The following is a 26,593-nucleotide window of genomic DNA, read 5'->3' on the forward strand; positions in this document are numbered from 1 at the left end:
TTTACGATTCAACAAATGATTTGAGAAATTTATCATAAGCTCAACTCCTTGATAACGGGTCTCAAGCCCAAATTTCTATCTGAGTCTTTGATAAAAGGGAAGCTAAAGTCTTAATCGAAATATGAGTCTCAAGCTCAGAGGAACGAATAGTTTACTTTTGCTTCCTTTCTCAATCATAAATCTACTTAAAATTTAAAAAACAAATCTAAAGGAGGAACGAAGAATCACACGCGGGATTCGACAAAGATTGGCGATTTAGATTGCGGAGTTTCTTGTGTGATCTCTCCTTTGTCGAGATGACAAACAGTACTGAAATGTTCTTCTGAAAACGATTGCCCGCGAGAGGGATAGGAGCAAGCTACCGAAGTAGCGCGGATAGCCCGACAGTATTAGGAAGAGTGGGCGTATATAGACAAAGTTAAATTGCCCACTTTTTCTAATACTGGCTCACCCAAATTAATTAGATAATTAGTTAATGTGGCAATTAGAAAATTAGGGAATGTGTCAATTTAAGAATTAGATAATTTTTTACGCTACTTTAAGTAATTATCAAATTATCTAATTGACTAATTTTCTCATTTAAGAATCGGAATATTAAAAGTAATTCTCGTTCCTTCGCCTGGGATTGAGTTCATGAAAACGCGTCCGTTAATGTATTGGATTCTTTCTTTCATAAACAAAAGTCCCATTCCAGATTCGCTGTTGCGCTTTTTGTCGACTGAATTTACGTCGAAACCTTTTCCGTTATCGTCAACAATAATACTTAGTAAAGTTTCACTGTGCGAAAGTTGTACAATAATATGCGACGATTCGGCGTATTTTATGGCGTTGTTGATTGCTTCTTGAGTTAATCGATAAATATTGATTTCGATTAAGGAATCAAGACGTTGATCAAAATCGGTTTTGTTATAAAAAAGGATTTCTTTTCCAGTAAGTTTTGAAAGTTCTTGTGTTAGTTTTGCTAAAGAAGAAACGATGCCGTGATCGCTTAATTCTGGTGGCATTAGGTTGAAAGTTGCCGTGCGAACCCCTTTTATAATGTCTAAAGAAAGCTTCTTTAAATATTCAATTTTTTGCTCTGATTTTTCTCTGTCATCTAAATTGATGCTTTCTAAACTGAATTTTAAACCGGTAAGCATCTGGCCAATTCCGTCGTGAATTTCTTTGGCGATTCGGTTTTGCTCATTTTCTTGATTTTCAACAATTTTACTTGAAATAATCTTTTGCTGATTGATTTTTTCCGTTGTGTTTTCAAGGTTTAAACGTTCGACTTCTCGTTGTGCTTTTTTGCGTTCAGTAATGTTGAAACAAACAATTAAGAGTTCTAGTTCGTCTTTTTTGATCATAACCGGAACCATCGATAAATCTAGCCAAATAGTTTCGTTTTCTTTGTTTAAAATACTGATTTCGCCTTGCCACCCACTTCTTTGTTTTTCAAATATCAAGCGGTCAAAATTAGTCTGTTCTTTTTCATCAACAGTTAAAACTTCAGAGAATTTTTTGTTGGATGAAAACTTGGTGTAATTCAGTAATTTGGCAAATTTTTCGCCAATATGAATGATGGAGCCGTCAGGTGCAATTCGGCAATACAATAAAGTATTTTCCATCGCATAATTAAGCGATTTTAGTTCTTTAACCGAATTTTCTTTGATTTCGCTTAGGATTTCAGTGTCGTATGCGAGCTTTAAAGCTTTCTTTTCGGAAGATAAAAGTCGTGTAATTAATCGCTCGATTTTCTTATTTGTAGGTCTGAAAATGAAGAAGAATTCTAAAACAAGAATCAAAAGTGTGAAACCGAAAATCCAATATTCTATTCGGCGTTGTTCGGTTACTTTTTCGTGTGCTTCGAGGTCGTATTGGGTTACGATTTGATTCATTTTAGAAAGGAAAATGCCTTCGTTTTCTAAAATAATCTGAACTAATTTTTGATTATCAGAAACTGATTTTTTCTGCTGTAAATTCGACAAAAAAGAATCTGTAGTTTGTGCAATTTTATTGAAAATCGGATTGATTTCAAGATATAATTTAGAAAGTGTTTCTGATTTTTCTTTTGGAAAAGCTAGACTGTCGTTGCCGTTTTCGAGCGCATTTTGGTTTTTCTTCCAAAGTGATAAAACTTCGTTTAAATGCGAAATTTGTTTTGCAGAAACTGTATCAGAAACATAGTGCAGGATCAGAACTTCTTTGACGATTTTCTGGCTCAGCATTCTTTGTTTACCAGAAAAATTGATAATCTTAGAATCGCTTAACTGCTGATTCAGATTGTATTGTACTAAAAACTGACTGATAATTATAGTTAAGGCAATAGTAAGAAGCGCAAAAAAATACAGACGACGTAAATTTTTGAATGTGATTTTTTCTGCAGCTTCCTGATTGCTTTTCTTCATATCTTTTTTACAATCCTAAAGAAGCTTTTATCAAGTTTAAGTTTTCTTCAGAATATTTGATCTTTAAGGCTTCTTGGTGTCCTTTGTCGGACATTTTATCCCAAGTTTTTTTGATGATGTTTTTTAGTTTTTCTTCGTCGTGTTTATGTACGAAAGGTTCTAAATAATATTCTAAAAATACCAGACAGATCACGTCTTCAAGTAATTGGGTTTCATGATCTTTTTTAAGTAATTTTTTCTCTATCAAAAATGAAACACGATCGATAAAAGTTTGATCGTAACCAGCTTTTTCCAGAATTTCGGCGGTAGTTTTTGCGTGGAATTTTTTCAATTCTTCTCTCCATTTCAAATAACCCACACGATCCATTGGGTAGGATTCACGAGCTACTTTCCATCGGCAGATGTGTTGTGCTTTTGAGGCAATCTGGATTTCCTCGGATGCATTTGGTTCGAATTGCATCAATCTTTCGTACATCCTGTTGGAGTACAATAATTCTTTTGGATATTCTTGGTTTTGGTCGATTTCAATATTTGGATCTTGAGCGTTTTCAGCATCAATCCATTCGCTTGCTTTTTGAAAAGGTGTAGTCATTTTTTGGTTTGATAATAGAATTTCAAAGATACGGAATTAAGTAGAAAAGTTGAAAGTCGAAAGTCAAAAGTCGAAAGTGAGATGAAAGAAGCAAGAAGCAAGATGATAAAAGTTTTTCAAATCTTACCTCTTGCTTCTTGGCTCTTTAAAAGTCTAATCTGCAAATCCAACAAAAACTTCGTTATCAACAATCTTAATCGGGTAGGTTGCAATGTTATAGTCTTCACCGTTTAAGTTCGAACCATCAACAAGTGAAAAAGTTTTTTTATGCATCGGGCAGGCAATTTTCGGAATATCATCGGCAGAGCCTGTCATTCCTCTGGATAAAACCATTTCCATTTTATGTGGGCAGGCGTTTTGGCAAGCATACCATTCGTTGCGACGAGTGAAGTTGAAAATAGCGATTTGTTTGTTTTTGTATTTGATGCATCCGCCTCGGTTGGTTGGGAAATCTTCAACTTTACCTGCTTTGAACCAAATTGTTGCATCGCTCGCATGAACTGTTTCGTATTGATTTAAGATTTCTTCCATTTTTATTGAGTTTTGGGTTCCTGTTTCTTAGCCCTCTTTTTACAATCAAGAGAGATTTGATGGCGCAGTAAAAAAGAGGGTAAGAGGACAGCAAACGTTTAATGATTTTTTTTCTTTTTTTGGAGCTTTATGGTGTTTTGCCACTAAGGCGCAAAGACGCTAATTTTTTTTTATTTTGACTTTGCGACTTTGTGCCTTTGTGGCAAGATATTTTTTTAAGACCAAGCTTTCGGCATTTTTTGATCTCTAAGCGGAACAAAAATGGCATTATCGTCTTTTTCGTCTGAGTTTATAAAGTGATTGAAACGTTTTAATAATCTCGGTTTTTCAAGAACTTGTTTCCATTCACATTCAAAAGTATTGACTAAAGTCTGCATTTCGGCTTCAAGCGTTTCGCATATTCCCAAACTATCTTCGATAATTACTTCTTTCAAATATTCTAAACCACCATCTAGTTTTTCCAGCCAAGTTGAAGTTCGAATCAGCGGGCCAGCGGTGCGGATGTAATACATTAAGAATCGGTCCATATATTTTATAACCGTTTCTTTATCAATTTTTTCGGCTAATAAAACAGCGTGTTTTGGATTTGCACCGCCATTTCCTGCGATGTATAAATTCCATCCGCCTTCAACGGCGATTAATCCGAAATCTTTTCCGCGGGCTTCAGCGCATTCGCGAATGCAAGCCGAAACACCACCTTTCAATTTATGCGGAGAACGAATTCCTTTGTATCTATTTTCCAGTTCGATGGCAAATCCGGCGCTGTCGTCCATTCCGTAACGACACCAAGCATTTCCAACACAGCTTTTTACAGCACGAAGCGATTTTCCGTACGCATGACCGCTTTCAAAACCATTATCGATTAAGATTTTCCAGATTTTCGGCAAGTCACTTAAATGCGCTCCAAATAAATCAACTCTCTGAGCTCCAGTAATTTTAGTGTACAAATCGAATTGTTTTGCTACTTCGCCTATTACAATTAATTTCTCAGCTGTAATTTCGCCACCCGCAACTCTTGGAACGACAGAATAAGTTCCGTTTCTCTGAATATTGGCCAAAAATCTATCATTTGTATCTTGAGTTGTAACGTGTTTATTAGCCGTATCGTTATAAATACTAGAGAAAATAGAGGCTACTACTGGTTTGCAAATTTCGCATCCATCACCTTTTCCGTGATGATCTAGAACATCGTAGAAATTCTCGTATTTATTGATTTTTACCAAATCAAATAATTCTTGGCGATTATAATTGAAATGCTCGCAGATTACTTCTTTTACTTCTTTTCCTAAAGATTTTTGAGTGGCTTTTACCAAATCAGAAACCATTGGTTTACAGCCTCCGCAGCCAGAAGTCGCTTTTGTAGCTTTGACAACATCTGATAATGAAGAACAGCTTTCGTCTAAAATTTTACAGCAGATCGCGCCTTTTGTCACATTTTCGCAAGAGCAAATTACGGCTGTGTCTGGCAAATCCATTACACTTCCTAAACTTGAACCTTCAGAGCCATCACGAGAACCCAAAATCAAATCTTCTGGATTTTTTGGCAAAGCCATTCCGTTATTGTAGATCTGGAAAAGCGAATTGTAATCGCTAGAATCGCCGACTAAAATTCCGCCTAAAAGCGTTTTAGAATCTTTGGTAACGTTAATTCTTTTGTAGATTCCGCTTAGTTTATTCTCATAAATAATGGCAGTTACGTTTTCATTTTCGACAAAAGGATCACCAAAACTCGCTACTTCAACACCAATTAACTTCAATTGAGTCGACATATCGATGGTTTCTCTCATGGTTTTATTGCCATTTAAGATTTGCTCGGCCGCAACATCGGCCATTTCGTAGCCTGGAGCAACAAGTCCGTAAATATTTTGGTTGTAAAGTGCCGCTTCGCCAATTGCATAAATTGAAGGATCTGATGTCTGCATTTGACTGTTTACTACAATACCACCTCTAACGCCCACTTCAAGCCCTGAAACTCTTGCTAGTTCGTCGCGAGGTTTAATTCCGGCAGAAATAACCAACATATCAACTTTTAACAATTCCTCATTCGCAAACATCATTCCTGTTATACTTTCTTTTCCGTCAATATATTGCGTTGCTTTGTTTAGATGAATTCCAATATTTAGTTCTTCGATTTTAGCTTGCAACATATCGCTTGCGCCTTGATCCAATTGTCTTGGCATCAAGCGTGGCGCAAACTCCACCACATGCGGATTCAAGCCTAAATCTCTAACTGCTTTTGCTGCTTCGAGACCTAATAATCCGCCACCTAAAACGGCAGCTTCAGTTGCGCCTTTTATTTTTATTTTTTTGGCGTAGGCCATAATAGCGTCCAGATCTTCAATGGTTCTGTACACAAAAACACCTTCTTTTTCGACACCTTCAATTGGTGGCACAAAAGCGGAAGAACCTGTTGCCAAAACTAAGTAGTCGTACGTATGTGTTTTGTTTAAGTGAGTGTGAATCGTTTTTGCATCACGATTAATATCTGTAATTAATTCAGATGTATTTAAAATAATATTGTTTTCTGCGTACCACTCGGTTGTCGATAATGATAAATCATCAGCTGTTTTTCCTCCAAAGTACTCGCTTAAATGTACGCGATCATATGCTCGTCTTGGTTCTTCGCCAAATACGGTAATCTGATACTTTTCTTGTCCTGATTTTGCAATGAACTTTTCGCAAAATTTATAACCAACCATGCCGTTTCCAACTACTATTACTTTAATCATGATTTCTTTAATTAAGTATTACTACGCAAATATAAGTATTTATACTTATAAAAATACGTATGTATTTAGATTTTTTAAAACGTATAGTTGAAATTGGTTACGTATTTCTTCGTAAACTGTTACGTAGTAAAGGTTTTTGCGAGATTTAATATGTGGGAAAAATTTAAATTTGAAAAGATTCTAAATAAGTAATTCAGAAAAAAGTCGTAAATTCATAAGAATTTTACTTGTATTTTGTTAAAATGATCTTCAAAATAAAACGTTATGAAAAATATATTGTCATTTTTGCTTTTACTTTTTTTAGTAATAGGCTGTAAATCTTCAGCCGATAAGACTTCGAATACACATAATACTTCAGAATATGGGGCCCAAGAAGATGAGATGAAATACTATTTTAAAGCAACTGGAAACGAGCCGTTTTGGGCAGTAAGAATGGGAAAGGAAAATATCGTTTTTACATCTTTAATTCCAGGGAAAGAAAAACTTGTTTTTCCTGCTGTAGAAGCTATAAAAGCGATGGATGCGAACGTGAAAATGTATAAAGTAAGCAATGAAACTTCGTCGGCAACAATTACGATTCAGCAATTGGATTGTCAGGATTCGATGTCTGGCGTAATTTCACCATATAGTGCGAAAGTAGAAATCAAAAATAATGTAGATTTAGAGACGAAAAAACTCGAAGGCTGCGGTAAATATAATACAGATTATCGCTTGCATGATATTTGGGTTTTGGAAGAACTGAACGGCTATAAAGTTTTTGCAACCGATTTTCAAAAGGAATTTCCTCGAATCGAAATCAATTCTTCAGAAAACAGATTTTCTGGTTACGGAGGTTGTAACGGAATCAGCGGACAAATTTTTTATGAAAAAGATGTATTGCGATTTACAAAAGTGATTTCAACTCTTATGGCTTGCGCACAAGGAAATAAAGAAGGTGAATTTTTGAAAGCGTTGCAAAGTACGACGACTTATTCTATAGAAAATAACAGACTGACGCTTTCGAATCCTTCTGGGAAACTTTTGGTTTTTAAGAAGGTGGATTAGGTTTTATAAGGGCTTCGACTTCGCTCAGCCTGACATTTCGTTTGTCTTCCTGAGCGAAGTCGAAGGATTTATTCTAGTTCTTTAGTTTCTTCTTCATCATCACCTTCAATAAAATCCAATTCCAAAGCTTTTACACTTTGAACCGCATTTCCGGCAATACCTCTAATAGAACCGTACATTCCTAGTGTATTATGAACCACTTTTTCGATTTGTTTTTCGCGTTGTTTCCAGATTCTCTGCATCGCTCTTTTTTCAGAATCTAAGTCGTTTTGCATTTGTGTAAACCCTTCTACAATTCCTTCAATTTGCAAACGAAATTCATTGCTGGTTAAGAAATCGTACAACATCGACATTTTATCGCCTTTGTTTTCCTGCGCTTGTACAGCTTGATTGATCTGAATTAAAGATTGACGTAAAACGGCGCTTAAACCTTTAAATTCTTCATAGGTACAAATCCAGATTCCGTCGCGCATCCCCATTCTGTCCATGCCGTTTGGCATTACTTCGGTAACCAAAACACCAATATTGGCTCTTTTGATTCTGATATCATTTTTGAATTTTTCAATCCATGAAGGCTGAAAAGCTTTTGTACGTTTACTTTCGTAATAAATAGAACCGCAATTTTGATGCTCGCGGGTGTTTACAATTTGAAGACAATCTGCACCATTAGCGCCTTTTTTAACTTCATCAATACTGTCAAGAGGGAAATTATTGGCAAGCCATTCTTCAATTGCCAATTCCATTACTTCGCCTTGCAATTGCATAGAACCTTGTTCTTGCTTGCGTTTCATTTCTTCCGTCAGCTTTTTTTGTTCTTCAAGTTGTTTCTGAAGTTCTTTGAATTTCAGTTCGTTTTTATCGTCTTCCTGTTTTCTGATTTTTTCACGTTCCAAGGTCAATTGTGCGTTCAATTGCTTTTCGGCTTCGGCTTGAATCGCTTCTTTCATTTCCAGTTTTTCGCGTTGCAACTTTGCGATTTCACCTTCCATTTTATTTAATTCCCTGATTTTTTCCGATTTTTCAGAGAGTTCTTTTTCCATCAAAAGCAAACGATCTTTGTTTTCTTCTTCAAGTTTGGTTTTAAGTTTTTCAGAAATTTCTTTTTCCGCAATTTTTCTTTCTCGTTCCAAACGCTCGGCAAAAAGTTCGTTTTCTTGTTTCTTTTTGGCTTCAAATTCGGCTTTGGCTTTGTCCAACTGTTCGTTTTTAAGCTCTAATTCTTTATTTTGAATAGTGGCTTTTTGTTGAAATTCTTTACGGATGCTGTCTTCCAATTGATGTTTCAAAACATCATTGACATCGATTGGAGTTCCGCAGTTTGGACACTGAATTGAAGATTGTTCAGCCATTTTTATAGTAGTTTTATTTTGTAGAATTTTGATTTGCTAAGGTATTTAAAAGTTCTCTTTTTATAATGTGAATTTCTGTACTAAATTGTAACGAATTTTTGTTATGGCCACGAAGACGCTAAGGCGGAAAGTTTTTTTTGCCACAGATTAAAGGATTAAAAGGATTTATTGAATTGCCTCCAGCTTTAGCTGGAGGTATAAAAGTTGAATTGGAAAAGGCTTTAGCCAAATTCGTAGTTTTTTGGCTAAAGCCTTTAAACTTAATTATTTCCCCATCCAGCTAAAGCTGGACGCAACTTTTAAATAAAAACTTTGCGACTTCGCGTCTTTGCGAGATTAATTTCACCACAAAACTTAGCGTGAACCACTTTTATTCAATAAAAAATTAACAGCAGATTTTATGATCTCAGAGTCATCTTCTTTTGAAGTTATAATCGAAACATCCGTGCGTAAATTCACTTTTTTCAATTCGATAAAACTAATCTCAGAATCTTGATTGTTTTTCGCAATATTTGACGGAACAATCGAAATTCCTAATCCGTTTTTGACTAATTGTACAATGGAATTGATGTTGTTGGCTTCGTGGATAATCTTTGGCGTAAATCCGTAAAAAGCGCACAATTCCAATAAAACTTCATGATAATGCGGTGCATAATCTTTGTTGAAAAACACAAAAGTTTCATCTTTTAAATTCAATATCTCTTTTTCAGATTTTAGCTGAATATTCGTTTTATTAAAAACAATTGAAAAACCATCCTGAAACCATAAATGCGATTGTATTTTGGGAGATTTTATAGGGGAACGAATAATTCCCATTTCAATTTTTCCTTGTTCTAAAGCATCGATCTGTTTGGTGGTTGAAATTTCAAAGAGTTTGAAATTGACATAAGGAAATTGTAATTTTAAATGTTTTATCAATTCTGAAATTGTTGCAGAATGTATAGAACTTATGTAAGCAATCCTAAATTCTCCCGACACATTCTCTGCGATCTTTTTTGTTTTTAGCGAAGTGCGTTCCAAATCTTGAAAAAGCGATTTGACTTCTTTTTCAAAATATTTTCCAGCTTCGGTAAGTTCTACTTTTTTATTGTTTCTGATGAAAAGCTTTGCTTGAAGTTCTTCTTCCAATTCAGCTATTTGTCGACTTAGAGGTGGTTGCGAAATAAATAGTTTTTCAGAAGCTTTGGTAAAGTTGAGTTCTTCGGCTACAGCCAAAAAATATTTTAAGTGACGTAATTCCATGATACTTTTAAAGTATTATTAATTGATAAAAATAGTATTTTTAAAGTATTTATGAAAGAGGTAGTTTTGATTTTGAGTTAAATGTTAGAAGTGAATCGTTAAAAGTGAGAATTGTAACGAATAATTGATAACAAAAACTTTTAATTCTTAAAATAAAAACAATTCTCTCGCGGATTATGCAGATAGGGCAGATTACAGATTAATTAAAATTATTTTTATTCTTAATCACCAATATTCCGATCAATAATAGCAAAAAGATCCCCTAAATCTGCTAGATCTGTGAGAGTATAAAAAACAAGAACTATGAAAAAATCAACTATTGAAGAAATCAAAGAACGATTTGACAATGATGTCGAACGATTTTCGAATTTAGAAACAGGACAGTTGTCTACTATTGACGCTAAAATTTCTTTAGAATTAATTACAGAAGCTTCAAAACGAATTGTTCCAAATGCCACTAATATTTTAGATATTGGCTGTGGCGCAGGAAATTATACTTTGATGATGCTTTCGAAATTACCAAATTTAAACTGCACTTTAGTCGATTTGAGTTTGCCGATGTTGAATAAAGCTTTTGAAAGAGTTTCAGCAGAAACAAACGGAAAAGTTGAGATCAAACAAGGTGATATTCGTGAAGTTGAATTGCCAGAAAATCAGTTTGATATTATTTTGGCTGGAGCGGTTTTGCACCACTTGAGAGATGACCAAGATTGGGAAACAACTTTCGAGAAAATATTCAAATTATTAAAACCCGGCGGTTGTTTTATGATTTCAGATTTGATTACTCAAGATACAGAATTATTAAACGAATACACTTGGCAACGTTACGGAGAGTATTTAGAAGGAATAGGAGGGGCAGAATATCGACAAAATGTATTCGATTATATTGCCAAAGAAGATACGCCAAGATCAATGAATTACCAATTGGATTTAATGAAAAAAGTAGGATTCTCAAAAGTCGAAATTTTACATAAAAATATGTGTTTTGGGGCTTTTGGAGGGATAAAGTAGTTTTTTTTTAGCCACGAATTCACGAATTAATTTAAAAATGTTTGCGCATAGATTTTAAAAAATAAATTCGTGAATTTGTGGCTATACAACTATGTATTAACCGGCATTGGATATTTGTTTCGAAGATCGAAAACTAAGTCGGATGGACCGTTTCGCTGAAGGTAATCTAATTTTTCGACAGCTTCTTCAAGATTAGGAATATGGCCTTTTGGAATCCACCACATTGCTGTGTGCGCTTTTCCGAATTTCTGAAACCATTCTTTTCGACGTTTTAAAAAATCGCTGTGAAAGGTTTTGTACATATAATGTTCCAGCGTTTCAATGCTTTCCCAAACCGAAACGTTTACAATGATCTGTTCGTCGTTATACGGATTTAAGTTTGTCGCATTATAGCTGTCGTCTTTAAGTCGCCAGACAAATCCGTCGCTGTTTTCGGCTAAGGTGTTTACAAGATCTAAATTGTCTACAAATTCTTTCATGATAGGGTCATTGATGTCGACTCCTTTCATTTTTGCAATATTGATTTCGGCAAGATGATAATTGCTCATAAAATATAGATTTCTGAATTTTAGGCAATTTAGCTTTTTTCGGAATAATTTAATAGCCACGAAGTCACGAATTTATTTTTTAAAATCTATACGCATAGATTTTATATTAATTCGTGAATTTGTGGCTATTGAAAAAAAACTTATAAAGTCTGTACGGTTTTGTAAACCTGAATTGGGCTTGAAACCAGCGTTTCCGTTTTTTTGATGAATTCTTGCAAGTAGGATTGATTGTTATGCAGGTCTAATCCTGGTTGGTCTTTCCATTCTTCCCAAAGGATAAAAACATTTTCGGAAGTGTGTAAATCGTAACGAATACATGCAACTTCTTTTCTAGTTTCGGTTACTAGATGTGTCAGCAGGTTTTGAACTTCATTTAAATGCTCTGGTTTACTTTTTAAAATTGCTGTAATCGAAATCATAATTATAAGTTTTTAAAAGTTTGCTCTAAATGTTTCGTGTAATTCTCTTTAAAGATAGCAATATTTTCTGGTGTTGCACCTTTTTCGACATCGTGAAAATGGAAGCTGTTTATTTTTTCCATTCCGGTGAATTTGTTCATTTTATGAAAACCAAACATAGCGCCATCATCAACCGAAGTTTGATCGAAGAATTCTCCTGGAAGTGTAAAAGCGGTTGCAGGCGCATTCCAGCTTGTGGTAAGCATGTATTTGCGTCCGTGTAGAAGTCCGCCAGTTCCGTAATTGATGTCTGGATTTACACGGCTTCTTCCGTCGCTTTTGTAAATTCCTTTATTATGGCCAGCTGTAAAAACATCATCGATGTATTTTTTGAAAAGGTTTGGAAGTTGAAACCACCAAACTGGTGTATGATAAATAATTACATCTGCCCAAACAAATTTTTCTACTTCTTGGTCAAGATCAATATTGTCCTCTACGTGGGTTGTTTTGATTTCGTATTCGTTGTTTTTGGAAAGAAAATCAATTGTCCAGTCTTGCACTGTTTTGTTGAATTTTCCGCCTGAATGGGCAAATTTTTGTCCACCGTTAATTATAAATATCTTTTTCATTTTACTTTATGTTGTTATGGATACGTGATGCGTGAGGGATAGTAGCGATATCCTTTTACTTTTTTCTTTAAAAAGTAAAAGATTTAGCGGATAGCCCTCCCGATAGTTATCGGGATTGGGACACGCCCAAATTCTAATTATTTAATTTTTGAAATTGCTTGATTGATAAATTCCAGTTCTGAAGCTGATAAATCGAAATCCATTGTTTTGGCGTTTGAAATGGCTTGTTCTGCGTTTCTTGCTCCAGCTAAAACAATTGAAATTCCTTTTTGCAAAGTCGTCCAGCGTAAAACCAATTGCGAAATTGAAATGTGTTTTGAATGCGCTAAAGAACTTAATTCTTCTATTAAAGTTTTTACCTGCTGTAAATCGAATTTTCCGAAATAGCCGTTTCTGTGGTCGTTTTCTTTTAATTTGCTGTCTGTGAAATATTTTCCAGTCAATAAACCTCTTTCCATTGGGCTGTAAGCAATGATTCCGATGTTTTCTGCCACTGTAAACGGAATTAAATCTGCTTCGATTCCGCGATTCAGCATACTGTAAGCTACTTGGTTTGAAGCTATTTGAACTGTTTTTTGTGCTTCCTGAATTTGTGCAATATTATAATTACTTACTCCGAATGCTCTGATTTTTCCTTGCTGAATTAAAGTTTCAACAGCTTCCATAGTTTCAGAAATTGGAGTTGTTGAATCTGGCCAGTGAATTTGCAGTAAATCTATATAATCGGTTTGAAGGCGTTTTAAGCTTTCTTCGACTTCTTTAATGACGTTTGCTTTTGATGAATATTTGTAAATTGGAACTTTTTTACCGTTGTCGTCTGCGTCGAAAAAGAAATCGCCTTTTCCATTATTGCTTCCGTCCCAAACTAAACCGAATTTAGTAAGTAATTGAATTTTAGAACGATCGTAAGGTTTTATGGCTTCACCGATCATTTCTTCACTTAAACCAAATCCGTAAAAAGGAGCAGTGTCAATTGTGGTAACGCCGTGGTCAATTGAAGCCTGAACAGATGCTATTGAATCTTTCTTTTCTGTTCCTCCCCACATCGTTCCGCCAATAGCAAATGCACCGTATGTAATTGCTGATAATTCAAGTTCTGAGTTGCCTAGTTTTCTATATTCCATGATTGTGATTTTTTATGTTTAAAATTGATGAGGCAAAATTATACTGTTTTTATGATTCTTATTTGGTATATATTTGTCTTTTTTAGGTATATTTGCATCTTCAAATAAAATGGAATTATGAAAAAAGAAAACTTATATGAACCTTTTACGGTTTCTTTTGAAACGCTGAATGAATATCCAGATGTTGGAGATCGTCATAATTTTTTCGAATTGGTTTATATTTTAGAAGGAACCGGAAGGCAGTGTATCAATAAGAATATTTTTGAATATGATCCAGGGCATTTGTTTTTATTAACCCCTGAGGATTGCCATAATTTTACAATTGAAACCGAAACGAAGTTTTTCTTTTTAAGGTTTAATGATATTTATTTGAAAAATTCGAGTTTACAGAATGAAAATATTCAGCGATTAGAATATATACTTCAAAATGCCAATCATCAGCCGGGTTGTATTCTAAAAAATGATCCTGATAAATGTTTGGTGAAAGTGATGATTGAAGCTATTTGTCGCGAACATCAGGATAAAGATGTTTACAATCAGGAATTGATTCAGCAGTTGGTGAATACGCTGATTATTATTGTGGCGAGAAATATCGCGAAATACTTGCCTGAACAAGTAACCATAAATACTGAGGCTAAAGCAATGGATATCCTGCAATATATTCAGAATAATATCTACTATCCTGAAAAAATCAAAGCGGAATCAATTAGTGATTATTTCGGAATTTCGAATACTTATTTGGGACGTTATTTTAAAAAACATGCGAGCGAAACGATGCAACAGTATATCAGTAATTATAAAACGAAACTGATTGAACATCGTTTGCAATTTAGCGAGAAACGTATTAACGAAATAGCCTATGAATTTGGTTTTACAGATGAAAGCCATTTTAATAAGTTTTTTAGAAAGCAAAAGGGGTATAGTCCGTCTGAGTTTAGAAAGACGATTCGATTGAGTGCTTAAGGTTTTGTTTGCTACAAATTTCCTGAATTTGCGCTAATTTTTTTAGCCACAGATTATAATGATTAAAAGGATTTTTTATTTCACGCAGATTTTAAATGATTTAGGCAGATTTAAAATAGATTTTTTAAATAAATCTGCTCAATCTGTGAGAGAAAAGAAAAAATCTGTGTAAATCCGCGTTTTCGCAAAGCGAATCTGTTTTATCCGCGTACTTTAATTCTATTTTTCGATACGAAATAAAAGTTAGATGATTTTTTTAATCACACGAAGTTTATGAGTGTGTTTGTTTATTTCTGGATTATAAATTCCGCTGTGGTCCAAACGGTCAATACGTACTTTTCCACTTGCGTGGATGATGTAGTTGTTTTCCATAATGATTCCAACATGGATGATGTTTCCTTCATCATTGTCAAAAAAGGCTAAATCGCCAACTTCGCTTTCCTCAATAAAACTTAAAGGCTCGCCTTCAAGTGCTTGTTGTGAAGCGTCGCGGTGAATTTTATATCCGTTTAGTTTATAAACCATTTGCGTAAAGCCTGAACAATCAATGCCGAAAGGTGTTTTTCCTCCCCACAAATAAGGTGCATTCAAATACATGAAAGCAGTATTTATTAAGGCACTTTTTGGTTTGATGCCGCTGGTTTTTGTTCCTTCAAAATCAAAATTTGATGTATTGATTTCGCTGTTGTTTAAAAAAGATAACGAAGCTCCAAGCGGAATAGGAAGCAGTAGGTTGTTAGGAGCTGTGATATAATCAATCAAATCAGCATTTAAGATGATTGCCTCTTTGCTTAACTGATTAAATTGCTCTTTAGTAATTTCCTGATATTGTTTAGAATCTACCCAACCAACATAATCGTCATACTGAATTCTTATTTTAGCCCACTGATTATAGCGTTCTAAAATTTCGATATGCTCGCCAAACAAGAGCTGTGTAACAATTTCACTTCTGTCGCTGGCTTCAGCTCGAACAGGTACTATGGCTAAATTGCAAATTCCAAACATTTAAGGAAATTTATAAGTTGAAAATCAGGAGTTATATTAATAACTCCTGATTTTTTGAGATATTGTTTTAAGCTCTTTCGATAACAATTGCCGATGCGCCACCTCCACCGTTGCAAATTGCAGCAGCTCCAGTTTTTGCATTGTTTTGTTCTAAAACATTAAGTAAAGTTACGATAATTCGTGCTCCAGAAGCTCCAAGAGGGTGTCCTAAAGAAACAGCGCCACCATTTACGTTTACTTTATCATTGTCTAGATTTAATATTTTTGAATTGGCTAATCCCACTACAGAGAAAGCTTCGTTGAATTCGAAATAATCAACATCTGAAATTGAGATTCCTGCTTTGTCTAAAGCTTTGGGTAATGCTTTTGCTGGACTTGTTGTAAACCATTTTGGTTCTTGCGCAGCATCTGCGTAGCCTTTTATGTAAGCTAAAGGTTTTAAGCCTAATGCATTTGCTTTTTCTTCAGACATTAATACTAAAGCAGCGGCTCCATCATTTATTGTTGAAGCATTTGCGGCTGTTACAGTTCCGTCTTTTGTGAAAACTGGGGCTAAAGATGGAATTTTATCTAATTTCACATTAGTATATTCTTCATCTTTTGAAAATATAATGGGTTCGCCACGTCTCTGAGGTACTTCAACAGGAACAACTTCATTGTCGAATTTTCCAGCATCCCAAGCTTTTGCACTTCTTTCATAAGATTGAATTGCAAATGCATCTTGTTCTTCACGGCTTATTTTGTATTCAGATGCACACAAGTCAGCGCAAACTCCCATTGCGTTATTGTCGTAAGCATCTGTCAAACCATCTTTTTGCATTCCGTCCAACATAGTTGCAGGGCCAAATTTGTTTCCAGCACGCATTTGCACATAATGTGGAATTAAGCTCATGCTTTCCATTCCGCCCGCTACCACAATTTCAGCGTCACCGCATGCGATTGCTTGAGCAGCAAACATTACAGCTTTCATTCCAGAAGCACATACTTTGTTTACTGTTGTAGCGGCAACTTCTTCAGACAAACCAGCAAAAAGCGCTGCTTGTCGTGCTGGAGCTTGTCCGACACCTGCCTGAATTACATTCCCCATGAAAACTTCATCGACTAATTTTGGGTCAAGATTAATTTTTGAAAGCGCTCCTTTTATAGCAGCAGCGCCTAATTTTGGTGCAGGTACACTAGATAACCCGCCCATGAAACTTCCGATAGGTGTTCTAACGGCAGAAACGATAACAACTCTTTTGTTCATTTTCTGTTTAATAATAGTTAGTAAGCAAATTTAATGTTTATTTGAATAAATTCAAATTTTGTATTGAATAGACGAATTTTAAATTTAAGGTGAAATTTTTGTTAATTCTATTTGTTTGATTGTGAAGTGGTTTTGAAAAAAGATGAAAAAAAACTAAAAAAACTCAAAAAAAAGCTTGTGAGAAAAGGAATGTTGTTATACATTTGCACTCGCAAAACGGAAGCAATTCCGCAAGCAAGGAGAGGTGCCAGAGCGGTAATGGAGCAGATTGCTAATCTGTCGACGGGTAACCGTCGCCAGGGTTCGAGTCCCTGTCTCTCCGCTTAAATTTTGCCTCGGGGTGTAGCGTAGCCCGGTTATCGCGCCTGCTTTGGGAGCAGGAGGCCGCAGGTTCGAATCCTGCCACCCCGACTACAATTGAAATAATGGACGCATAGCTCAGCTGGATAGAGCACCTGCCTTCTAAGCAGGCGGTCGAAGGTTCGAATCCTTCTGCGTTCACAAAAAGCCATTCAAATTGAATGGCTTTTTTGTTCTTATGTATATAGTTTTGATTTCTATTTTTAGAAATTTTGAAATACTGGTTCCATAGCTCAGCTGGATAGAGCAACGCACTTCTAATGCGTAGGTCGAAGGTTCGAATCCTTCTGGGATCACTTTATTAGGATGATCATTTTTGATCATCCTTTTTTGTTTTGGGCCTATTTTGTTTATTTTTAGTTGTTTATAGTTAAAAAATAGTAATGGTATGAGAATAGCAATACTTGGAGCTCATAAGGTTGGTAAAACCACATTTGCAGAAAAACTGCATGAAGCTCTTCCTGATTATCAGTTTTATTCAGAACCGTATTTTGAACTGCAGGAAATGGGTTTTGATTTTTCTGAAATTCCTACTTCAGATGATTATATAATCCAGTTAGAACATTCTTTAAAACAAATAGTAAGAAGTAACAGAAACGCTATTTTTGACCGCTGTCCGATTGATCTTTTAGCATATGCTTTAGCGGTTGATGATAAATTGAATTTTTTGTCAATATTTAATAAAATTCAAAATGCAATTAGAGAAATTGACGTTTTTGTATATGTTCCTATTGAAAAGCCAGATCGAATTTTGTGCTCAGCCTCTGATTTGCCTGAACTGCGGTATGAAGTAAATGATATTATCGGAGAATTAATTGATGATTTTGATTTGGAAGTAATTGAAATAAAAGGAAGTTTATCTGAAAGATTAAATCAAATTCAAAATAAAATAGAACATTAAAGAGATAAAATAAACAAAGACCAAACATTCTTGAACGCTTGGTCTTTATTCGTTTGTAACATTTGTTTTTAATGCAAATTACATTTATCAATAATTGTCAAATTCTCTTCGTTTGTAAAAAGTATCGTCATTACTTTCAGAAGCAAGGCGCGATTCCTCAGTAGGATAATAAGAATTTAATACTCTTCTTTCGTACTCCCGATCAAAATCATTTTGCCAGTTATATCTGCTTGTTTTTCTAAATGTATCATATCCAATATTGTTGGCCATGACAATTTTAGTGTCTTTATTTATACTCACAGAGCCGATTGGTATAATAATGTGGCTGTCTCCATCTTTATAGATAAATTCCTTTCCATTTTCATTCGCAATTGCATCATGTACTTCATTACGACTGTCTTCTATTAATCCTTTATCAAGATTAACGTCTAGATAAACAACACGTTGCATGTCTTTATTAACCCATAGGTTATCAATTTTTCCTATTGTGCGGTTGTCTGAGTCTACAATTTTCCAACCTCTTACATCAGAATAGTTTGAAGCAACTTTATAATCGGAAAGCTCATCTAATCTGTATAAATTTCTATCTTTATTTTCCATAGTTTCTTAATAATTTGCTGTGCTGTCTACACTAGAATTGTTTTCGATTTCCATTCTGTTTTCATTTTGCACTTGATCATCTTTTATAAAGACATAGTATACAAGTGCTGAGATTAATAGGATTGCTACAATCCATGGCCAAATTGGCTTCTTTTTCTCAATTTTAATTTCTGCCATAACCTGTATTTTTATTATGAATATTTAGTTTTATAATAAAGGTACAAATGGAGATTGCGTTTGAAAGTATTTAATTTCATATAGAAGTTATACAATTTCCAGTTGGGTAGAAAATTGATTTACAATGTTTTGTAAGCTTAGTTGCTTGAAATGCATTAATTGAAATTGTTTTTGTCTCTTTAGTTAAATCAATGTTTATAGGAGTTTCTTACGTTCTTAAAATGTTTTGCAGTAAATTGCTTCTTCATTTTTAATTCTAATAACAAATAAAAATTTTTACTACGCCCCATGAATGAAGAAATAAAATTTTACCGAAATGCCAAGAAAACGAGAAACTTACTTTTATATGCTGGCGCAATTAGTACTTTATTAGCAATTATGCTTTTATATGGTATAGGAACTTTTGATGGAGTATTTAAAATAAAACTTTCAATAGTTTCGGGTGCAATTCTTTTAATAATGCTTGTTTTAACATTTAAAGTTCTTGCTGGAATAAAAGATAAATCTCCATTAATTCAAATAGATTCAAATGGTTTTTCTGGAAGAACAACGCCAGTGGCTAAAGCTTTTGGAAGAATAGAGTGGCAAGATGTTACCGATTTGCAATTAACGAAAGTAGGTGGTGATACTTTGGTTGCCATCACAATTGATAATATAGCCAAATATGAGGCTCACGTTTCTAAATTTCTGTGGAAAATGGCTTATGATGAACAAAATTCGAAATTGAATATAATGTACTCCGCTTCAGAAATTGAAATTAATGCGGAAGAATTATTTAAGCTGTTTTTAAGATATTGGAAAAAATAAAAGCAGTTTGTTGTAAAATTTAAAGAGCCACTTTAATGAAGTGGCTCTTTTGTTAGTTCTAAATGCAAAATCGGATAGGGTTTGCCGCATCCATCTAAATCGGATGTTGATTGTATTTCAAAACCAAAATGCTTGTAAAATGCAGTGGCTGTTTGGTTATCTTTATTTACATCAACTTTTGAGATTTTAAGTTTTTCAATTGCATATAATAATAGCTTTTTTCCGATTCCTTTTCCAATTTGGTCTGCTGTTACAAACAACATTTCTAAGTTTTCATCATGAGTTCCAACAAAACCAATAATTTGTTGTTGGTCATTTTTTATACAGTGTAAAGAAACATTATCAAAAAAAATTGGAATAAGTTCTTTGTAAAATATAAAATCTTCAGGTTTTAAGAAGTCATGTGTTGCTTTTACCGAAGATTCCCAAACCGAAATCAGTTCGGGATATTCTGTTTTATTTACTTTTTGAATCACAGTCTTGATTGTTTTATTTTTTGATGACTGGCAAAAATAGCAATTAGGTGGAATACTGAATTATTTTTTGCCTGCCACCCAGAAAATTGAATTTCGAAGTAGGGTAGTATATGCTTCGTTTTGGAATAATTCTGGTGCGTGTCCCATAAAAATGTAAACATTTCGCGAAGGAAATTTATCGTTTGTCCACACTACTGGATGATCTCCCATTTTTATTTTTGAATCTGGCTGATAGGTAGACTCATCAACTGAAGCCAAAACATGCACATTTGGTCTCGGACTTTTGTCATAAATATACCATTCCTCTTTTTGGATAATGAAATCAGATGGAATTCCTTTGGTTACAGGATGAGATTTATCTTCTATATTTACTTTTCCGCTCGCAAAATCTGGAATGTAATTAACGAATCTGATTCCGCCCATAAAATCAGAAAACCATTTCCACATAGAATATCCATCAAACTCTCCAAGCAGAGTAGCATGATGCAAACCAACCCATCCGCCTTTTCCGCTGTTCATATATTTCTGAAATACCTGCATAGATTCTTCACTCCAAGTGTACGGAGGATAATCTAATTGAATAAAAACTTGATATTGCTTTAAAAGTGCCTCGTTGATTGTTTTAGTACCTTCGATATAATCAATTGTAAAGCTGCTGTCAATGGCAAGTTTATTTAACCATGGTTTAGCCGCTTGGGTAAATGGGAGATGATGCCCACCATTTTCATATAAAACCAAAGCTTTAAAACGTGATTTTTTATGTTTTTGAGCCAGACAGTCCTGCTGAATGAAACAGCTTAAAAGAAATAAAGTGGATACTATTAAATTTTTCATCAGAGATTTGCTAAGACAAATTTGTTAGATGGCAAATTACAAAAAAGTTGAAATTTAGCTGAAATAATGTTTTGATGCTAAAATTTCAAAATTACAATACGAATTAATTTTATTGGTTTTATGAAGTGATTAAAAAAAGAGATGATGTGTATTTGATAGAATTTTATTGATAGATGATATATTCCTAATTGATAATTCTTTTCACTTTTTCAATTTGGCTAAAACATTTTAAATGAATTTCAAGTCCTTCTTTATATTGTTCAGGACTCATTCCGTACAAATAAGCAATGTTTTTGAAATCATTTTTATCTGAAGATAAGATTTCAAAATGATTGTGAATAGGCTTTTGTTTAGGGTTTTCTTTTTTATTATTATTTCGGGTTGTCATAAAATGAGCTTTGGTTGTAAATTGTTTTCTTTGTTTTTGAAATTATGAGGTTAGAAGTTTAATTTTTTCGATTGCCTCTTTGTTTTCATTAGCTACTTCTACCAGTGCGAGTAAGATGTCATTTCGAAGTACGGTTTTGTTTCTAACATTTCTAATTAATGCTTTACTTGGAGCTGGCTGTCCTTTTTTTATGATACAAGCAATAGTAAGGTCAACATAGGTAACAGGTAAATGCTTATCTATAAATTCATAAGCTTTTTTATTGTGAGAATTATCTTCTTTAAAATTGCTATTATTGATTAATTTTGACATATATTTGCTAATAATTATTTGTATGTATTTTATTACGAGTAAATGTAAGAATAATATTATACTATTTATTCTTTTTAATGTTAAAAAATATATTTTACCTATATTTCTTTGAATTTTAATAATGATGTATCACGAGAAACTAAGTAAATTCTTTAAGGATAAAGGATTAAAGCAGAAGGAAGTCGGGGCAATTCTAGGATTTAGCCCTGCAATGATTGGAAGATATTTACATGGGACAGCTAGTATAGGTTCTGAATTTATTATTAGCTTGAGTAAAAATTTTCCGGATGTGGATTTGAATGATCTTTTTGCTCCTGATGAGCAAGATATGGTTACTGAAGTCGGCGCAATTTATGAAAAACAAAATATTCTGAATGATTTACAAGAGATTGAAGGTCGTATTCATAATATTAGATTGCGATTGGCAGATAAAAAGTTTGAGGAATAATAAAAAGTTTTCCAAAAAATATCTAACAATTTTAAATGTCAAATTAATTTAAACCACTCTAACAGAGTGGTTTTTTTGTTTAAAATACTCCATTTTTATTTAATTCTACACTTACGATTTAAGTTTTTTTTTACTAAATTTGGTTAACAATTTCTAGCAGTAACCAATATGGAAAAATTAAAACGACCGGTTTATGTTAAACCAGGAGCAGATGATTTTTTTAAAAAGATGCGTTTAGAAGTGAATGAAACGGTCTTAAAAAACTCGTCTTTGTATGTATTAAATGTCGTGAAGTCTTTAGGACTTCTGGCAGTATTTTTTTTGTTCTACGCCTGTATTTTAATTTTCGGAAACCAGACGCCCTTACTATTTCTTTTTTACATTTTGTCTGGCATTACAATGATCGTTTTGTTTATAAATGCTTTTCATGATGCTGCACATGGAGCTTTGTTTAAAAAGCCTAAGCATAATGAATGGTTTTTATATGTTTTAGAATTATTTGGCAGTAATCACTGGCTTTGGATGCGACGCCATATAAGTCTGCATCATGCTTATCCAAACGTGCCAGATTGGGACATTGATATCAAGCAGAGCGATATTATTAGAATATTTCCAAACAGTCCGCTGTTTAATTACCACAAGTACCAGCATATTTACATGTGGTTTATTTATCCTCTTTATAGTCTTAATTGGCTTTATATTAGAGACTTTAAAGATTTTTTTGGAACAAAGGATAATTACGTAAAAAGAGTGGTAGATAAAATACCGAGACAGGAAGTGTATAGACTTTTTGCGGCAAAGATTATTAATCTTATTTATTTGCTTTTTATTCCTATGATGTTGTTAAGCCAGCCTTGGTACATGGTTTTGTTTGCTTGGCTTTCTATGCATCTATGCGGCAGTGCGATTGGAGTTGTAGCTTTAGTTTCTACACATGTTGATGAAGATGCCCATTTTCCGCATGCCGATGAAGATGGAAATCTTTCTGACACTTGGGTAATGCATCAAATGATTGTGACTAAAGATTTTAGTACTGAAAGTAAATTGGCTAATTTCCTTTATGGCGGATTTACGCATCATGTGGCACATCATCTTTTTCCTGCTGTTGGACATACTTACTATCCTTATATTACGCCAATTATAAAACGTTACGCAGAAGAATATAATCTGCCATATACCTCGTATCCGTTTTATCATGCTGTTCGGTCTCATTTTAGAATGTTGAGAGATAAGGGTGTAAAGGAAAATATTTTGATTACAGGAGAGATATAGTTATTAAGAGTAATTTTATAAAAAACAGAAGTCTGGTTCAATATTGAACCAGACTTCCGTTTTTTAACAAGCTCGAAACGGGCATGCTGTTATTTTTTATTTAGGATATTTTGCTTTTTAATTTCGAGATCTTTTAAAAAGTTACCATTAATTTCAATGTCAAAATTATCTTCTTTTAAAACGGTTAGTTTAGATTCGGAAAATTTGTAGACATTGATTTTATTGTTTTTAACATCGATGTACAAATCATAAGAATAATTGCTGCAGTCATGCTGTTTGCATCCCCATGCATGAAGTATATTATCTTGTTTTTCAAAAGGGGTTTCTGTGTTCCAATTTTTTACCATTTGATCATAATCTGCTCCTAATAATTTTTTTAATCTCGGGGCTATACTGCTTTTGGTTAGAAATTGCGTTCCAATAACACTCTTATCTACTAAACCATATAAAGAATCATTCGGGTTTAACACTATGCTGTCTTCTTTTAAAGCTTCTGTTTTTATAGAAGTAGAATCTGTTTTAGGAACTTCTTTTATAATTTCTTTTTTGCAGGAAAACAAAATTAAACTGCTTACGATTGCTGCTGAAATGTATTTAGCTCTGTAATTCATAACATAATTGATTTTTAGAATTAATAATTTAATTTACAAAGACGTAATGGTCTAATTCTCATAAAGATATTAAAAATAAACTTTGGTTTGAAAGTAATTTATGACGAATTCTGGATTCAAAAAAATAGGTTTTTAGTTTTAAAGGAAAATCTTAGAATCGGTTTTTAAGAATTTTTTGTTTAATTTCAATTTTTAAAATCGTTTAACCATGAAATATACTCTCAAGATTTTAGTTTTTTTTCTTTTTGGAATAAGAGGTTTACATGCTCAAAATGAAACGTATACTGCATCAGCTGAAGTGAAAATTTCGGATACTACTTTTGTGAATCTACGAGATTACAGCAACGATTTTGTTTATGATATGAAATATGCGACCGAGGATAATTTCTTAAAAACAAAAGTTTACGATTGTGCAGAATGTATGCTTCGTTTAAAAACTGTAAAAGCGCTAGTTGAAGCCAATAAAGATTTTTTAAAAAAAGGATATAGAATTAAAATTTACGATTGTTACAGGCCTTTGGATATTCAGAAGAAAATGTGGGAGATTGTGTCGAATCCGATCTACGTTGCCGATCCAAAAAAAGGCTCCATCCACAATAGAGGAGGAGCCGTAGATATTTCTTTGGTCGATATAACCGGAAAAGAAGTGGATATGGGAACTTCTTTTGATTTTTTTGGAATTATGGCGAGCCATAATTTTAAACAGCTTTCAAAAGAAATTCTTTCTAATAGAGCTTATTTGAAAAAGACCATGATTAAAAATGGCTTTAACTCTTTTGATTCTGAATGGTGGCATTATAATTTAAAAACAGGTTTAAAAGATAAAGTTTCTAACCAGAAATGGAAATGCGATTAATTACTCAACGCACCTGATATTATCCATAAAATAAGTATTCGGATTCGTTACCTTTCCAGTTAATTCAGAAGTAAGTTCTCGTTTTACAATATAATCTTCTGTATTGGTAAGGTATTTTATTCGCATTATAGAAATTGGAGATTTTTTCAGTTCTTCATAATTGTCTTTCATAAACATAAAAATCCCTGTATTGATACGGTTGTCAAAACCTTTTTCGTCACGAACAAGTGTTCCGCAATTCTCTTGATTGATGTGCATCAATGTCACAATCTTTCCGTTTTCTAATTGCAAAAATATTTTTGAGTTTTTATCAAAACAGTTTGCCTTAATAAAATCTTTGCTTTTTTGGATAGATTGTAGGTTCAATGTTGGTAAACCATCTGTTTGAGCCAAAGAGAAGAAGATATAATTAAAGCTTCCGCCGAAATATTTCTCACTCATCAAATATTCATTTGTTATTTTATAAGATCCAATAGAGTCGTTTACATTTACACTGTATTCACAAGGTTTTTGGGCAAATGTGGTAAAGGTTAATAAAAATAGAGTTAGCGTAATTAATTGTTTCATTGTGTTAGATTATTTTGGTGCAAATTAAAACTATTTTGTTATCTTTTACATCTGTCGTAAAAAAACAATACAAATTTCCTCCATTTTTTATTTTCCATTTTTTTCTAATGTTCTCTACAGTCTCAGGAAAATTACGAGTGGTGATATTAGCCTGCTTATTGGCTAGTTCATTTTTCATTTCATTTTTATTGTATGAAAGGACTTTTTGAACCTCAAATTTTCTTCCAGGAAAATCAATTAAACTTTCTGAAGTATATAAATGAGAATGTTTGTGCAATTTATTAATCTGAAAAGCATTGCTAACTTGATCAAAACCGCCAGATTTCATGATTGCCGCATTTGGCTCGTAAAGATATTGTAATGGAAAACCGTAAGAAAGTGATGGAGTTTCGCTGTCTAAAACAAACTCAAAAGTTTCAGTTTTATCTTTTAAGATATTGGCCGTTTTTAAAGTTATTTCGCCTGCATATCCTCTATGAATTTCGAAAAGCAGTTCTTTAACTTCGTTTTCTAGTGCAATGATGTGAATGTTCTTTACATTTTTTAATTCTGATAATCCTGCTGAAATATCTAATAATGGAGCAGTTTTAATTAAAATGGAATTTGATTTTTCGAAATAAAAATCAAGTAATTCAGGAACATTTGGTAAACAGTCTTTCAGCATGAAAACTTTACCTTTGCTGTCATTTCTTCGAGATGGATCAATGTAGATCCAATCGTATTTTTGGTTTGATTCTTCTAATAAATGGATGGAATCTCCAGTATAAAATGTACAATTTTTAACTTTTAGTTGATTAAAATTGTGGGTTACAATTCCAGATAATTCTTCATTTATTTCGCAATGCGTTATGGCTTTAAACTTCTTCGAAAAATAATAATCGTCAACGCCAAAACCGCCAGTTAAATCAATTAAAGTTTCACCTGAAATCAAAGAAGCTTTGTAAGCTGCTGTTTTTTCTGAAGAGGTTTGTTCTACAGAAATTTTACTCGGATAAATGATGTTTTCGGTTGCAAACCAAGTCGGAAGTTTTTCCTTTGCTTTTGTTCGTGCTTCAATTTGATTTAATATTAAAATCCAGTCTACATCGGGAAATGGATTTTTTTGGAGCGCCAATTTTGTTATATCTGCACCAGTATTTTGAATTATAAATTCTTGAATATCTGGATGCAAAATAGGATTGTTCAA

General features: G+C 33.5%; 29 protein-coding genes and 4 tRNA genes. 12 read left to right on the plus strand and 21 right to left on the minus strand.

All coding sequences use genetic code 11. The features are described 5' to 3' along the window. Positions 1–575: 575 nt before the first annotated feature. The 4 genes from AC5ZCW_RS08730 to nirB all read right to left on the minus strand — a co-directional run bounded on the left by AC5ZCW_RS08730 (position 576) and on the right by nirB (position 6,239). Positions 576–2,387, minus strand: coding sequence for an ATP-binding protein (locus AC5ZCW_RS08730; protein WP_496119158.1), 1,812 nt, complete (start codon positions 2,385–2,387; stop codon positions 576–578). Between the two features lie 7 nt (positions 2,388–2,394). Further along, complete coding sequence (locus AC5ZCW_RS08735; protein ID WP_496119160.1) at positions 2,395–2,979, minus strand: DUF4202 domain-containing protein; 585 nt, start codon at positions 2,977–2,979, stop codon at positions 2,395–2,397. 153 nt (positions 2,980–3,132) lie between these two features. Further along, the gene (nirD, locus tag AC5ZCW_RS08740; protein WP_343541830.1) at positions 3,133–3,510 is read right to left on the minus strand and encodes a nitrite reductase small subunit NirD; all 378 of its coding nucleotides are present in this window, start codon (positions 3,508–3,510) and stop codon (positions 3,133–3,135) included. 215 nt (positions 3,511–3,725) lie between these two features. Continuing rightward, the gene (nirB, locus tag AC5ZCW_RS08745; RefSeq protein ID WP_496119162.1) at positions 3,726–6,239 is read right to left on the minus strand and encodes a nitrite reductase large subunit NirB; all 2,514 of its coding nucleotides are present in this window, start codon (positions 6,237–6,239) and stop codon (positions 3,726–3,728) included. Between the two features lie 264 nt (positions 6,240–6,503). On the opposite strand from nirB, the gene AC5ZCW_RS08750 reads away from it, so the two are divergent. Further along, positions 6,504–7,283 carry an META domain-containing protein gene (locus AC5ZCW_RS08750; RefSeq protein WP_496119164.1) on the plus strand — a complete coding sequence of 260 codons (780 nt, stop codon included), beginning with the start codon at positions 6,504–6,506 and terminating at the stop codon, positions 7,281–7,283. 68 nt (positions 7,284–7,351) lie between these two features. On the opposite strand, the gene AC5ZCW_RS08755 is transcribed toward AC5ZCW_RS08750, so the two are convergent. Together AC5ZCW_RS08755 and AC5ZCW_RS08760 are read right to left on the minus strand one after the other, a co-directional pair. Next, positions 7,352–8,632 carry a DUF2130 domain-containing protein gene (locus tag AC5ZCW_RS08755; protein WP_496119166.1) on the minus strand — a complete coding sequence of 427 codons (1,281 nt, stop codon included), beginning with the start codon at positions 8,630–8,632 and terminating at the stop codon, positions 7,352–7,354. A 354-nt stretch (positions 8,633–8,986) separates the two neighbouring features. Next, positions 8,987–9,874: a LysR family transcriptional regulator gene (locus AC5ZCW_RS08760; RefSeq protein ID WP_496119168.1), complete on the minus strand. Its 888-nt coding sequence runs from the start codon at positions 9,872–9,874 to the stop codon at positions 8,987–8,989. A gap of 303 nt (positions 9,875–10,177) precedes the next feature. Here AC5ZCW_RS08760 and AC5ZCW_RS08765 point away from each other — a divergent pair, with 303 nt between their 5' ends. After that, entirely contained in the window at positions 10,178–10,885 is a 708-nt protein-coding gene (locus AC5ZCW_RS08765; protein ID WP_496119170.1) for a class I SAM-dependent methyltransferase, read from the plus strand. Between the two features lie 89 nt (positions 10,886–10,974). Here the strand turns inward: AC5ZCW_RS08765 and AC5ZCW_RS08770 are convergent, their stop codons facing one another. From AC5ZCW_RS08770 to AC5ZCW_RS08785, 4 genes are all read right to left on the minus strand, one after another. Next, complete coding sequence (locus AC5ZCW_RS08770; protein ID WP_343541841.1) at positions 10,975–11,433, minus strand: DUF3291 domain-containing protein; 459 nt, start codon at positions 11,431–11,433, stop codon at positions 10,975–10,977. Between the two features lie 140 nt (positions 11,434–11,573). Beyond that, positions 11,574–11,852, minus strand: a complete 279-nt coding sequence (locus AC5ZCW_RS08775; RefSeq protein ID WP_281633257.1) for a putative quinol monooxygenase — start codon at positions 11,850–11,852, stop codon at positions 11,574–11,576. A gap of 2 nt (positions 11,853–11,854) precedes the next feature. Further along, positions 11,855–12,460, minus strand: coding sequence for an NAD(P)H-dependent oxidoreductase (locus AC5ZCW_RS08780; protein ID WP_496119173.1), 606 nt, complete (start codon positions 12,458–12,460; stop codon positions 11,855–11,857). Between the two features lie 137 nt (positions 12,461–12,597). Next, positions 12,598–13,584, minus strand: a complete 987-nt coding sequence (locus AC5ZCW_RS08785; RefSeq protein ID WP_496119175.1) for an aldo/keto reductase — start codon at positions 13,582–13,584, stop codon at positions 12,598–12,600. 117 nt (positions 13,585–13,701) lie between these two features. Here AC5ZCW_RS08785 and AC5ZCW_RS08790 point away from each other — a divergent pair, with 117 nt between their 5' ends. Further along, positions 13,702–14,547: an AraC family transcriptional regulator gene (locus tag AC5ZCW_RS08790; RefSeq protein WP_281633254.1), complete on the plus strand. Its 846-nt coding sequence runs from the start codon at positions 13,702–13,704 to the stop codon at positions 14,545–14,547. Positions 14,548–14,790: 243 nt separating this feature from the next. Here the strand turns inward: AC5ZCW_RS08790 and AC5ZCW_RS08795 are convergent, their stop codons facing one another. After that, a complete protein-coding gene (locus AC5ZCW_RS08795) occupies positions 14,791–15,552 on the minus strand; it encodes a C40 family peptidase (protein ID WP_343541846.1) in 762 nt (253 codons plus the stop codon). A 67-nt stretch (positions 15,553–15,619) separates the two neighbouring features. After that, positions 15,620–16,798, minus strand: a complete 1,179-nt coding sequence (locus tag AC5ZCW_RS08800; RefSeq protein ID WP_496119177.1) for an acetyl-CoA C-acyltransferase — start codon at positions 16,796–16,798, stop codon at positions 15,620–15,622. Between the two features lie 238 nt (positions 16,799–17,036). Here AC5ZCW_RS08800 and AC5ZCW_RS08805 point away from each other — a divergent pair. The 5 genes from AC5ZCW_RS08805 to AC5ZCW_RS08825 all read left to right on the plus strand — a co-directional run bounded on the left by AC5ZCW_RS08805 (position 17,037) and on the right by AC5ZCW_RS08825 (position 18,059). Continuing rightward, positions 17,037–17,120: transfer RNA gene (locus AC5ZCW_RS08805), tRNA-Ser, on the plus strand. Between the two features lie 14 nt (positions 17,121–17,134). Beyond that, positions 17,135–17,209: transfer RNA gene (locus AC5ZCW_RS08810), tRNA-Pro, on the plus strand. Positions 17,210–17,225: 16 nt separating this feature from the next. Next, positions 17,226–17,299 (plus strand) — tRNA-Arg (locus AC5ZCW_RS08815). 81 nt (positions 17,300–17,380) lie between these two features. After that, positions 17,381–17,454: transfer RNA gene (locus tag AC5ZCW_RS08820), tRNA-Arg, on the plus strand. Between the two features lie 92 nt (positions 17,455–17,546). Continuing rightward, entirely contained in the window at positions 17,547–18,059 is a 513-nt protein-coding gene (locus tag AC5ZCW_RS08825) for an AAA family ATPase (protein WP_496119179.1), read from the plus strand. Between the two features lie 87 nt (positions 18,060–18,146). Here AC5ZCW_RS08825 and AC5ZCW_RS08830 read toward each other — a convergent pair whose 3' ends face one another. Together AC5ZCW_RS08830 and AC5ZCW_RS08835 are read right to left on the minus strand one after the other, a co-directional pair. After that, on the minus strand, positions 18,147–18,659 hold the full coding sequence (locus tag AC5ZCW_RS08830) for a PRC-barrel domain-containing protein (RefSeq protein WP_281633250.1): 513 nt from the start codon (positions 18,657–18,659) through the stop codon (positions 18,147–18,149). A 6-nt stretch (positions 18,660–18,665) separates the two neighbouring features. Then, positions 18,666–18,836 (minus strand): hypothetical protein, encoded by a 171-nt coding sequence (locus tag AC5ZCW_RS08835; RefSeq protein ID WP_281633249.1) that lies wholly within the window; start codon positions 18,834–18,836, stop codon positions 18,666–18,668. A 288-nt stretch (positions 18,837–19,124) separates the two neighbouring features. On the opposite strand from AC5ZCW_RS08835, the gene AC5ZCW_RS08840 reads away from it, so the two are divergent. Continuing rightward, complete coding sequence (locus AC5ZCW_RS08840) at positions 19,125–19,643, plus strand: STM3941 family protein (protein WP_496119182.1); 519 nt, start codon at positions 19,125–19,127, stop codon at positions 19,641–19,643. A gap of 32 nt (positions 19,644–19,675) precedes the next feature. Here the strand turns inward: AC5ZCW_RS08840 and AC5ZCW_RS08845 are convergent, their stop codons facing one another. From AC5ZCW_RS08845 to AC5ZCW_RS08860, 4 genes are all read right to left on the minus strand, one after another. Next, positions 19,676–20,119 carry a GNAT family N-acetyltransferase gene (locus tag AC5ZCW_RS08845; protein ID WP_343541853.1) on the minus strand — a complete coding sequence of 148 codons (444 nt, stop codon included), beginning with the start codon at positions 20,117–20,119 and terminating at the stop codon, positions 19,676–19,678. 60 nt (positions 20,120–20,179) lie between these two features. Further along, positions 20,180–20,953 carry a ThuA domain-containing protein gene (locus tag AC5ZCW_RS08850; RefSeq protein ID WP_496119184.1) on the minus strand — a complete coding sequence of 258 codons (774 nt, stop codon included), beginning with the start codon at positions 20,951–20,953 and terminating at the stop codon, positions 20,180–20,182. A gap of 184 nt (positions 20,954–21,137) precedes the next feature. Beyond that, complete coding sequence (locus AC5ZCW_RS08855; RefSeq protein ID WP_343541857.1) at positions 21,138–21,341, minus strand: hypothetical protein; 204 nt, start codon at positions 21,339–21,341, stop codon at positions 21,138–21,140. Positions 21,342–21,383: 42 nt separating this feature from the next. Further along, entirely contained in the window at positions 21,384–21,653 is a 270-nt protein-coding gene (locus tag AC5ZCW_RS08860) for a hypothetical protein (RefSeq protein ID WP_343541858.1), read from the minus strand. Between the two features lie 121 nt (positions 21,654–21,774). Here AC5ZCW_RS08860 and AC5ZCW_RS08865 point away from each other — a divergent pair, with 121 nt between their 5' ends. Both AC5ZCW_RS08865 and AC5ZCW_RS08870 read left to right on the plus strand, forming a co-directional pair. Further along, positions 21,775–22,101: a helix-turn-helix domain-containing protein gene (locus AC5ZCW_RS08865; protein ID WP_343541859.1), complete on the plus strand. Its 327-nt coding sequence runs from the start codon at positions 21,775–21,777 to the stop codon at positions 22,099–22,101. 168 nt (positions 22,102–22,269) lie between these two features. Then, a complete protein-coding gene (locus AC5ZCW_RS08870; protein WP_496119187.1) occupies positions 22,270–23,373 on the plus strand; it encodes a fatty acid desaturase family protein in 1,104 nt (367 codons plus the stop codon). 89 nt (positions 23,374–23,462) lie between these two features. On the opposite strand, the gene AC5ZCW_RS08875 is transcribed toward AC5ZCW_RS08870, so the two are convergent. Next, a complete protein-coding gene (locus AC5ZCW_RS08875; protein WP_343541863.1) occupies positions 23,463–23,984 on the minus strand; it encodes an Ivy family c-type lysozyme inhibitor in 522 nt (173 codons plus the stop codon). A gap of 208 nt (positions 23,985–24,192) precedes the next feature. Here AC5ZCW_RS08875 and AC5ZCW_RS08880 point away from each other — a divergent pair, with 208 nt between their 5' ends. Continuing rightward, positions 24,193–24,840, plus strand: coding sequence for a M15 family metallopeptidase (locus tag AC5ZCW_RS08880; protein ID WP_496119189.1), 648 nt, complete (start codon positions 24,193–24,195; stop codon positions 24,838–24,840). On the opposite strand, the gene AC5ZCW_RS08885 is transcribed toward AC5ZCW_RS08880, so the two are convergent. Together AC5ZCW_RS08885 and AC5ZCW_RS08890 are read right to left on the minus strand one after the other, a co-directional pair. Next, on the minus strand, positions 24,841–25,407 hold the full coding sequence (locus AC5ZCW_RS08885) for a hypothetical protein (protein ID WP_496119191.1): 567 nt from the start codon (positions 25,405–25,407) through the stop codon (positions 24,841–24,843). A gap of 4 nt (positions 25,408–25,411) precedes the next feature. Next, a complete protein-coding gene (locus AC5ZCW_RS08890; RefSeq protein ID WP_496119193.1) occupies positions 25,412–26,593 on the minus strand; it encodes a class I SAM-dependent methyltransferase in 1,182 nt (393 codons plus the stop codon).

Source organism: Flavobacterium sp. PLA-DH12 (assembly GCF_059511845.1).

Bases quoted from the DNA above. Each gene is read 5' to 3' on its own strand.
- AC5ZCW_RS08830 (WP_281633250.1), bottom strand. From the start codon at position 18,659: ATGGAAAATAAAGATAGAAATTTATACAGATTAGATGAGCTTTCCGAT.
- AC5ZCW_RS08870 (WP_496119187.1), top strand. From the start codon at position 22,270: ATGGAAAAATTAAAACGACCGGTTTATGTTAAACCAGGAGCAGATGAT.
- AC5ZCW_RS08880 (WP_496119189.1), top strand. From the start codon at position 24,193: ATGAAATATACTCTCAAGATTTTAGTTTTTTTTCTTTTTGGAATAAGA.
- AC5ZCW_RS08765 (WP_496119170.1), top strand. From the start codon at position 10,178: ATGAAAAAATCAACTATTGAAGAAATCAAAGAACGATTTGACAATGAT.
- AC5ZCW_RS08835 (WP_281633249.1), bottom strand. From the start codon at position 18,836: ATGGCAGAAATTAAAATTGAGAAAAAGAAGCCAATTTGGCCATGGATT.
- AC5ZCW_RS08885 (WP_496119191.1), bottom strand. From the start codon at position 25,407: ATGAAACAATTAATTACGCTAACTCTATTTTTATTAACCTTTACCACA.
- AC5ZCW_RS08785 (WP_496119175.1), bottom strand. From the start codon at position 13,584: ATGGAATATAGAAAACTAGGCAACTCAGAACTTGAATTATCAGCAATT.
- AC5ZCW_RS08850 (WP_496119184.1), bottom strand. From the start codon at position 20,953: ATGAAAAATTTAATAGTATCCACTTTATTTCTTTTAAGCTGTTTCATT.
- AC5ZCW_RS08770 (WP_343541841.1), bottom strand. From the start codon at position 11,433: ATGAGCAATTATCATCTTGCCGAAATCAATATTGCAAAAATGAAAGGA.
- AC5ZCW_RS08875 (WP_343541863.1), bottom strand. From the start codon at position 23,984: ATGAATTACAGAGCTAAATACATTTCAGCAGCAATCGTAAGCAGTTTA.
- AC5ZCW_RS08735 (WP_496119160.1), bottom strand. From the start codon at position 2,979: ATGACTACACCTTTTCAAAAAGCAAGCGAATGGATTGATGCTGAAAAC.
- AC5ZCW_RS08855 (WP_343541857.1), bottom strand. From the start codon at position 21,341: ATGACAACCCGAAATAATAATAAAAAAGAAAACCCTAAACAAAAGCCT.
- AC5ZCW_RS08860 (WP_343541858.1), bottom strand. From the start codon at position 21,653: ATGTCAAAATTAATCAATAATAGCAATTTTAAAGAAGATAATTCTCAC.
- AC5ZCW_RS08730 (WP_496119158.1), bottom strand. From the start codon at position 2,387: ATGAAGAAAAGCAATCAGGAAGCTGCAGAAAAAATCACATTCAAAAAT.
- AC5ZCW_RS08800 (WP_496119177.1), bottom strand. From the start codon at position 16,798: ATGAACAAAAGAGTTGTTATCGTTTCTGCCGTTAGAACACCTATCGGA.
- AC5ZCW_RS08825 (WP_496119179.1), top strand. From the start codon at position 17,547: ATGAGAATAGCAATACTTGGAGCTCATAAGGTTGGTAAAACCACATTT.
- AC5ZCW_RS08760 (WP_496119168.1), bottom strand. From the start codon at position 9,874: ATGGAATTACGTCACTTAAAATATTTTTTGGCTGTAGCCGAAGAACTC.
- AC5ZCW_RS08790 (WP_281633254.1), top strand. From the start codon at position 13,702: ATGAAAAAAGAAAACTTATATGAACCTTTTACGGTTTCTTTTGAAACG.
- AC5ZCW_RS08750 (WP_496119164.1), top strand. From the start codon at position 6,504: ATGAAAAATATATTGTCATTTTTGCTTTTACTTTTTTTAGTAATAGGC.
- AC5ZCW_RS08755 (WP_496119166.1), bottom strand. From the start codon at position 8,632: ATGGCTGAACAATCTTCAATTCAGTGTCCAAACTGCGGAACTCCAATC.
- nirD (WP_343541830.1), bottom strand. From the start codon at position 3,510: ATGGAAGAAATCTTAAATCAATACGAAACAGTTCATGCGAGCGATGCA.
- AC5ZCW_RS08795 (WP_343541846.1), bottom strand. From the start codon at position 15,552: ATGTTTGGAATTTGCAATTTAGCCATAGTACCTGTTCGAGCTGAAGCC.
- AC5ZCW_RS08775 (WP_281633257.1), bottom strand. From the start codon at position 11,852: ATGATTTCGATTACAGCAATTTTAAAAAGTAAACCAGAGCATTTAAAT.
- AC5ZCW_RS08840 (WP_496119182.1), top strand. From the start codon at position 19,125: ATGAATGAAGAAATAAAATTTTACCGAAATGCCAAGAAAACGAGAAAC.
- AC5ZCW_RS08865 (WP_343541859.1), top strand. From the start codon at position 21,775: ATGATGTATCACGAGAAACTAAGTAAATTCTTTAAGGATAAAGGATTA.
- nirB (WP_496119162.1), bottom strand. From the start codon at position 6,239: ATGATTAAAGTAATAGTAGTTGGAAACGGCATGGTTGGTTATAAATTT.
- AC5ZCW_RS08780 (WP_496119173.1), bottom strand. From the start codon at position 12,460: ATGAAAAAGATATTTATAATTAACGGTGGACAAAAATTTGCCCATTCA.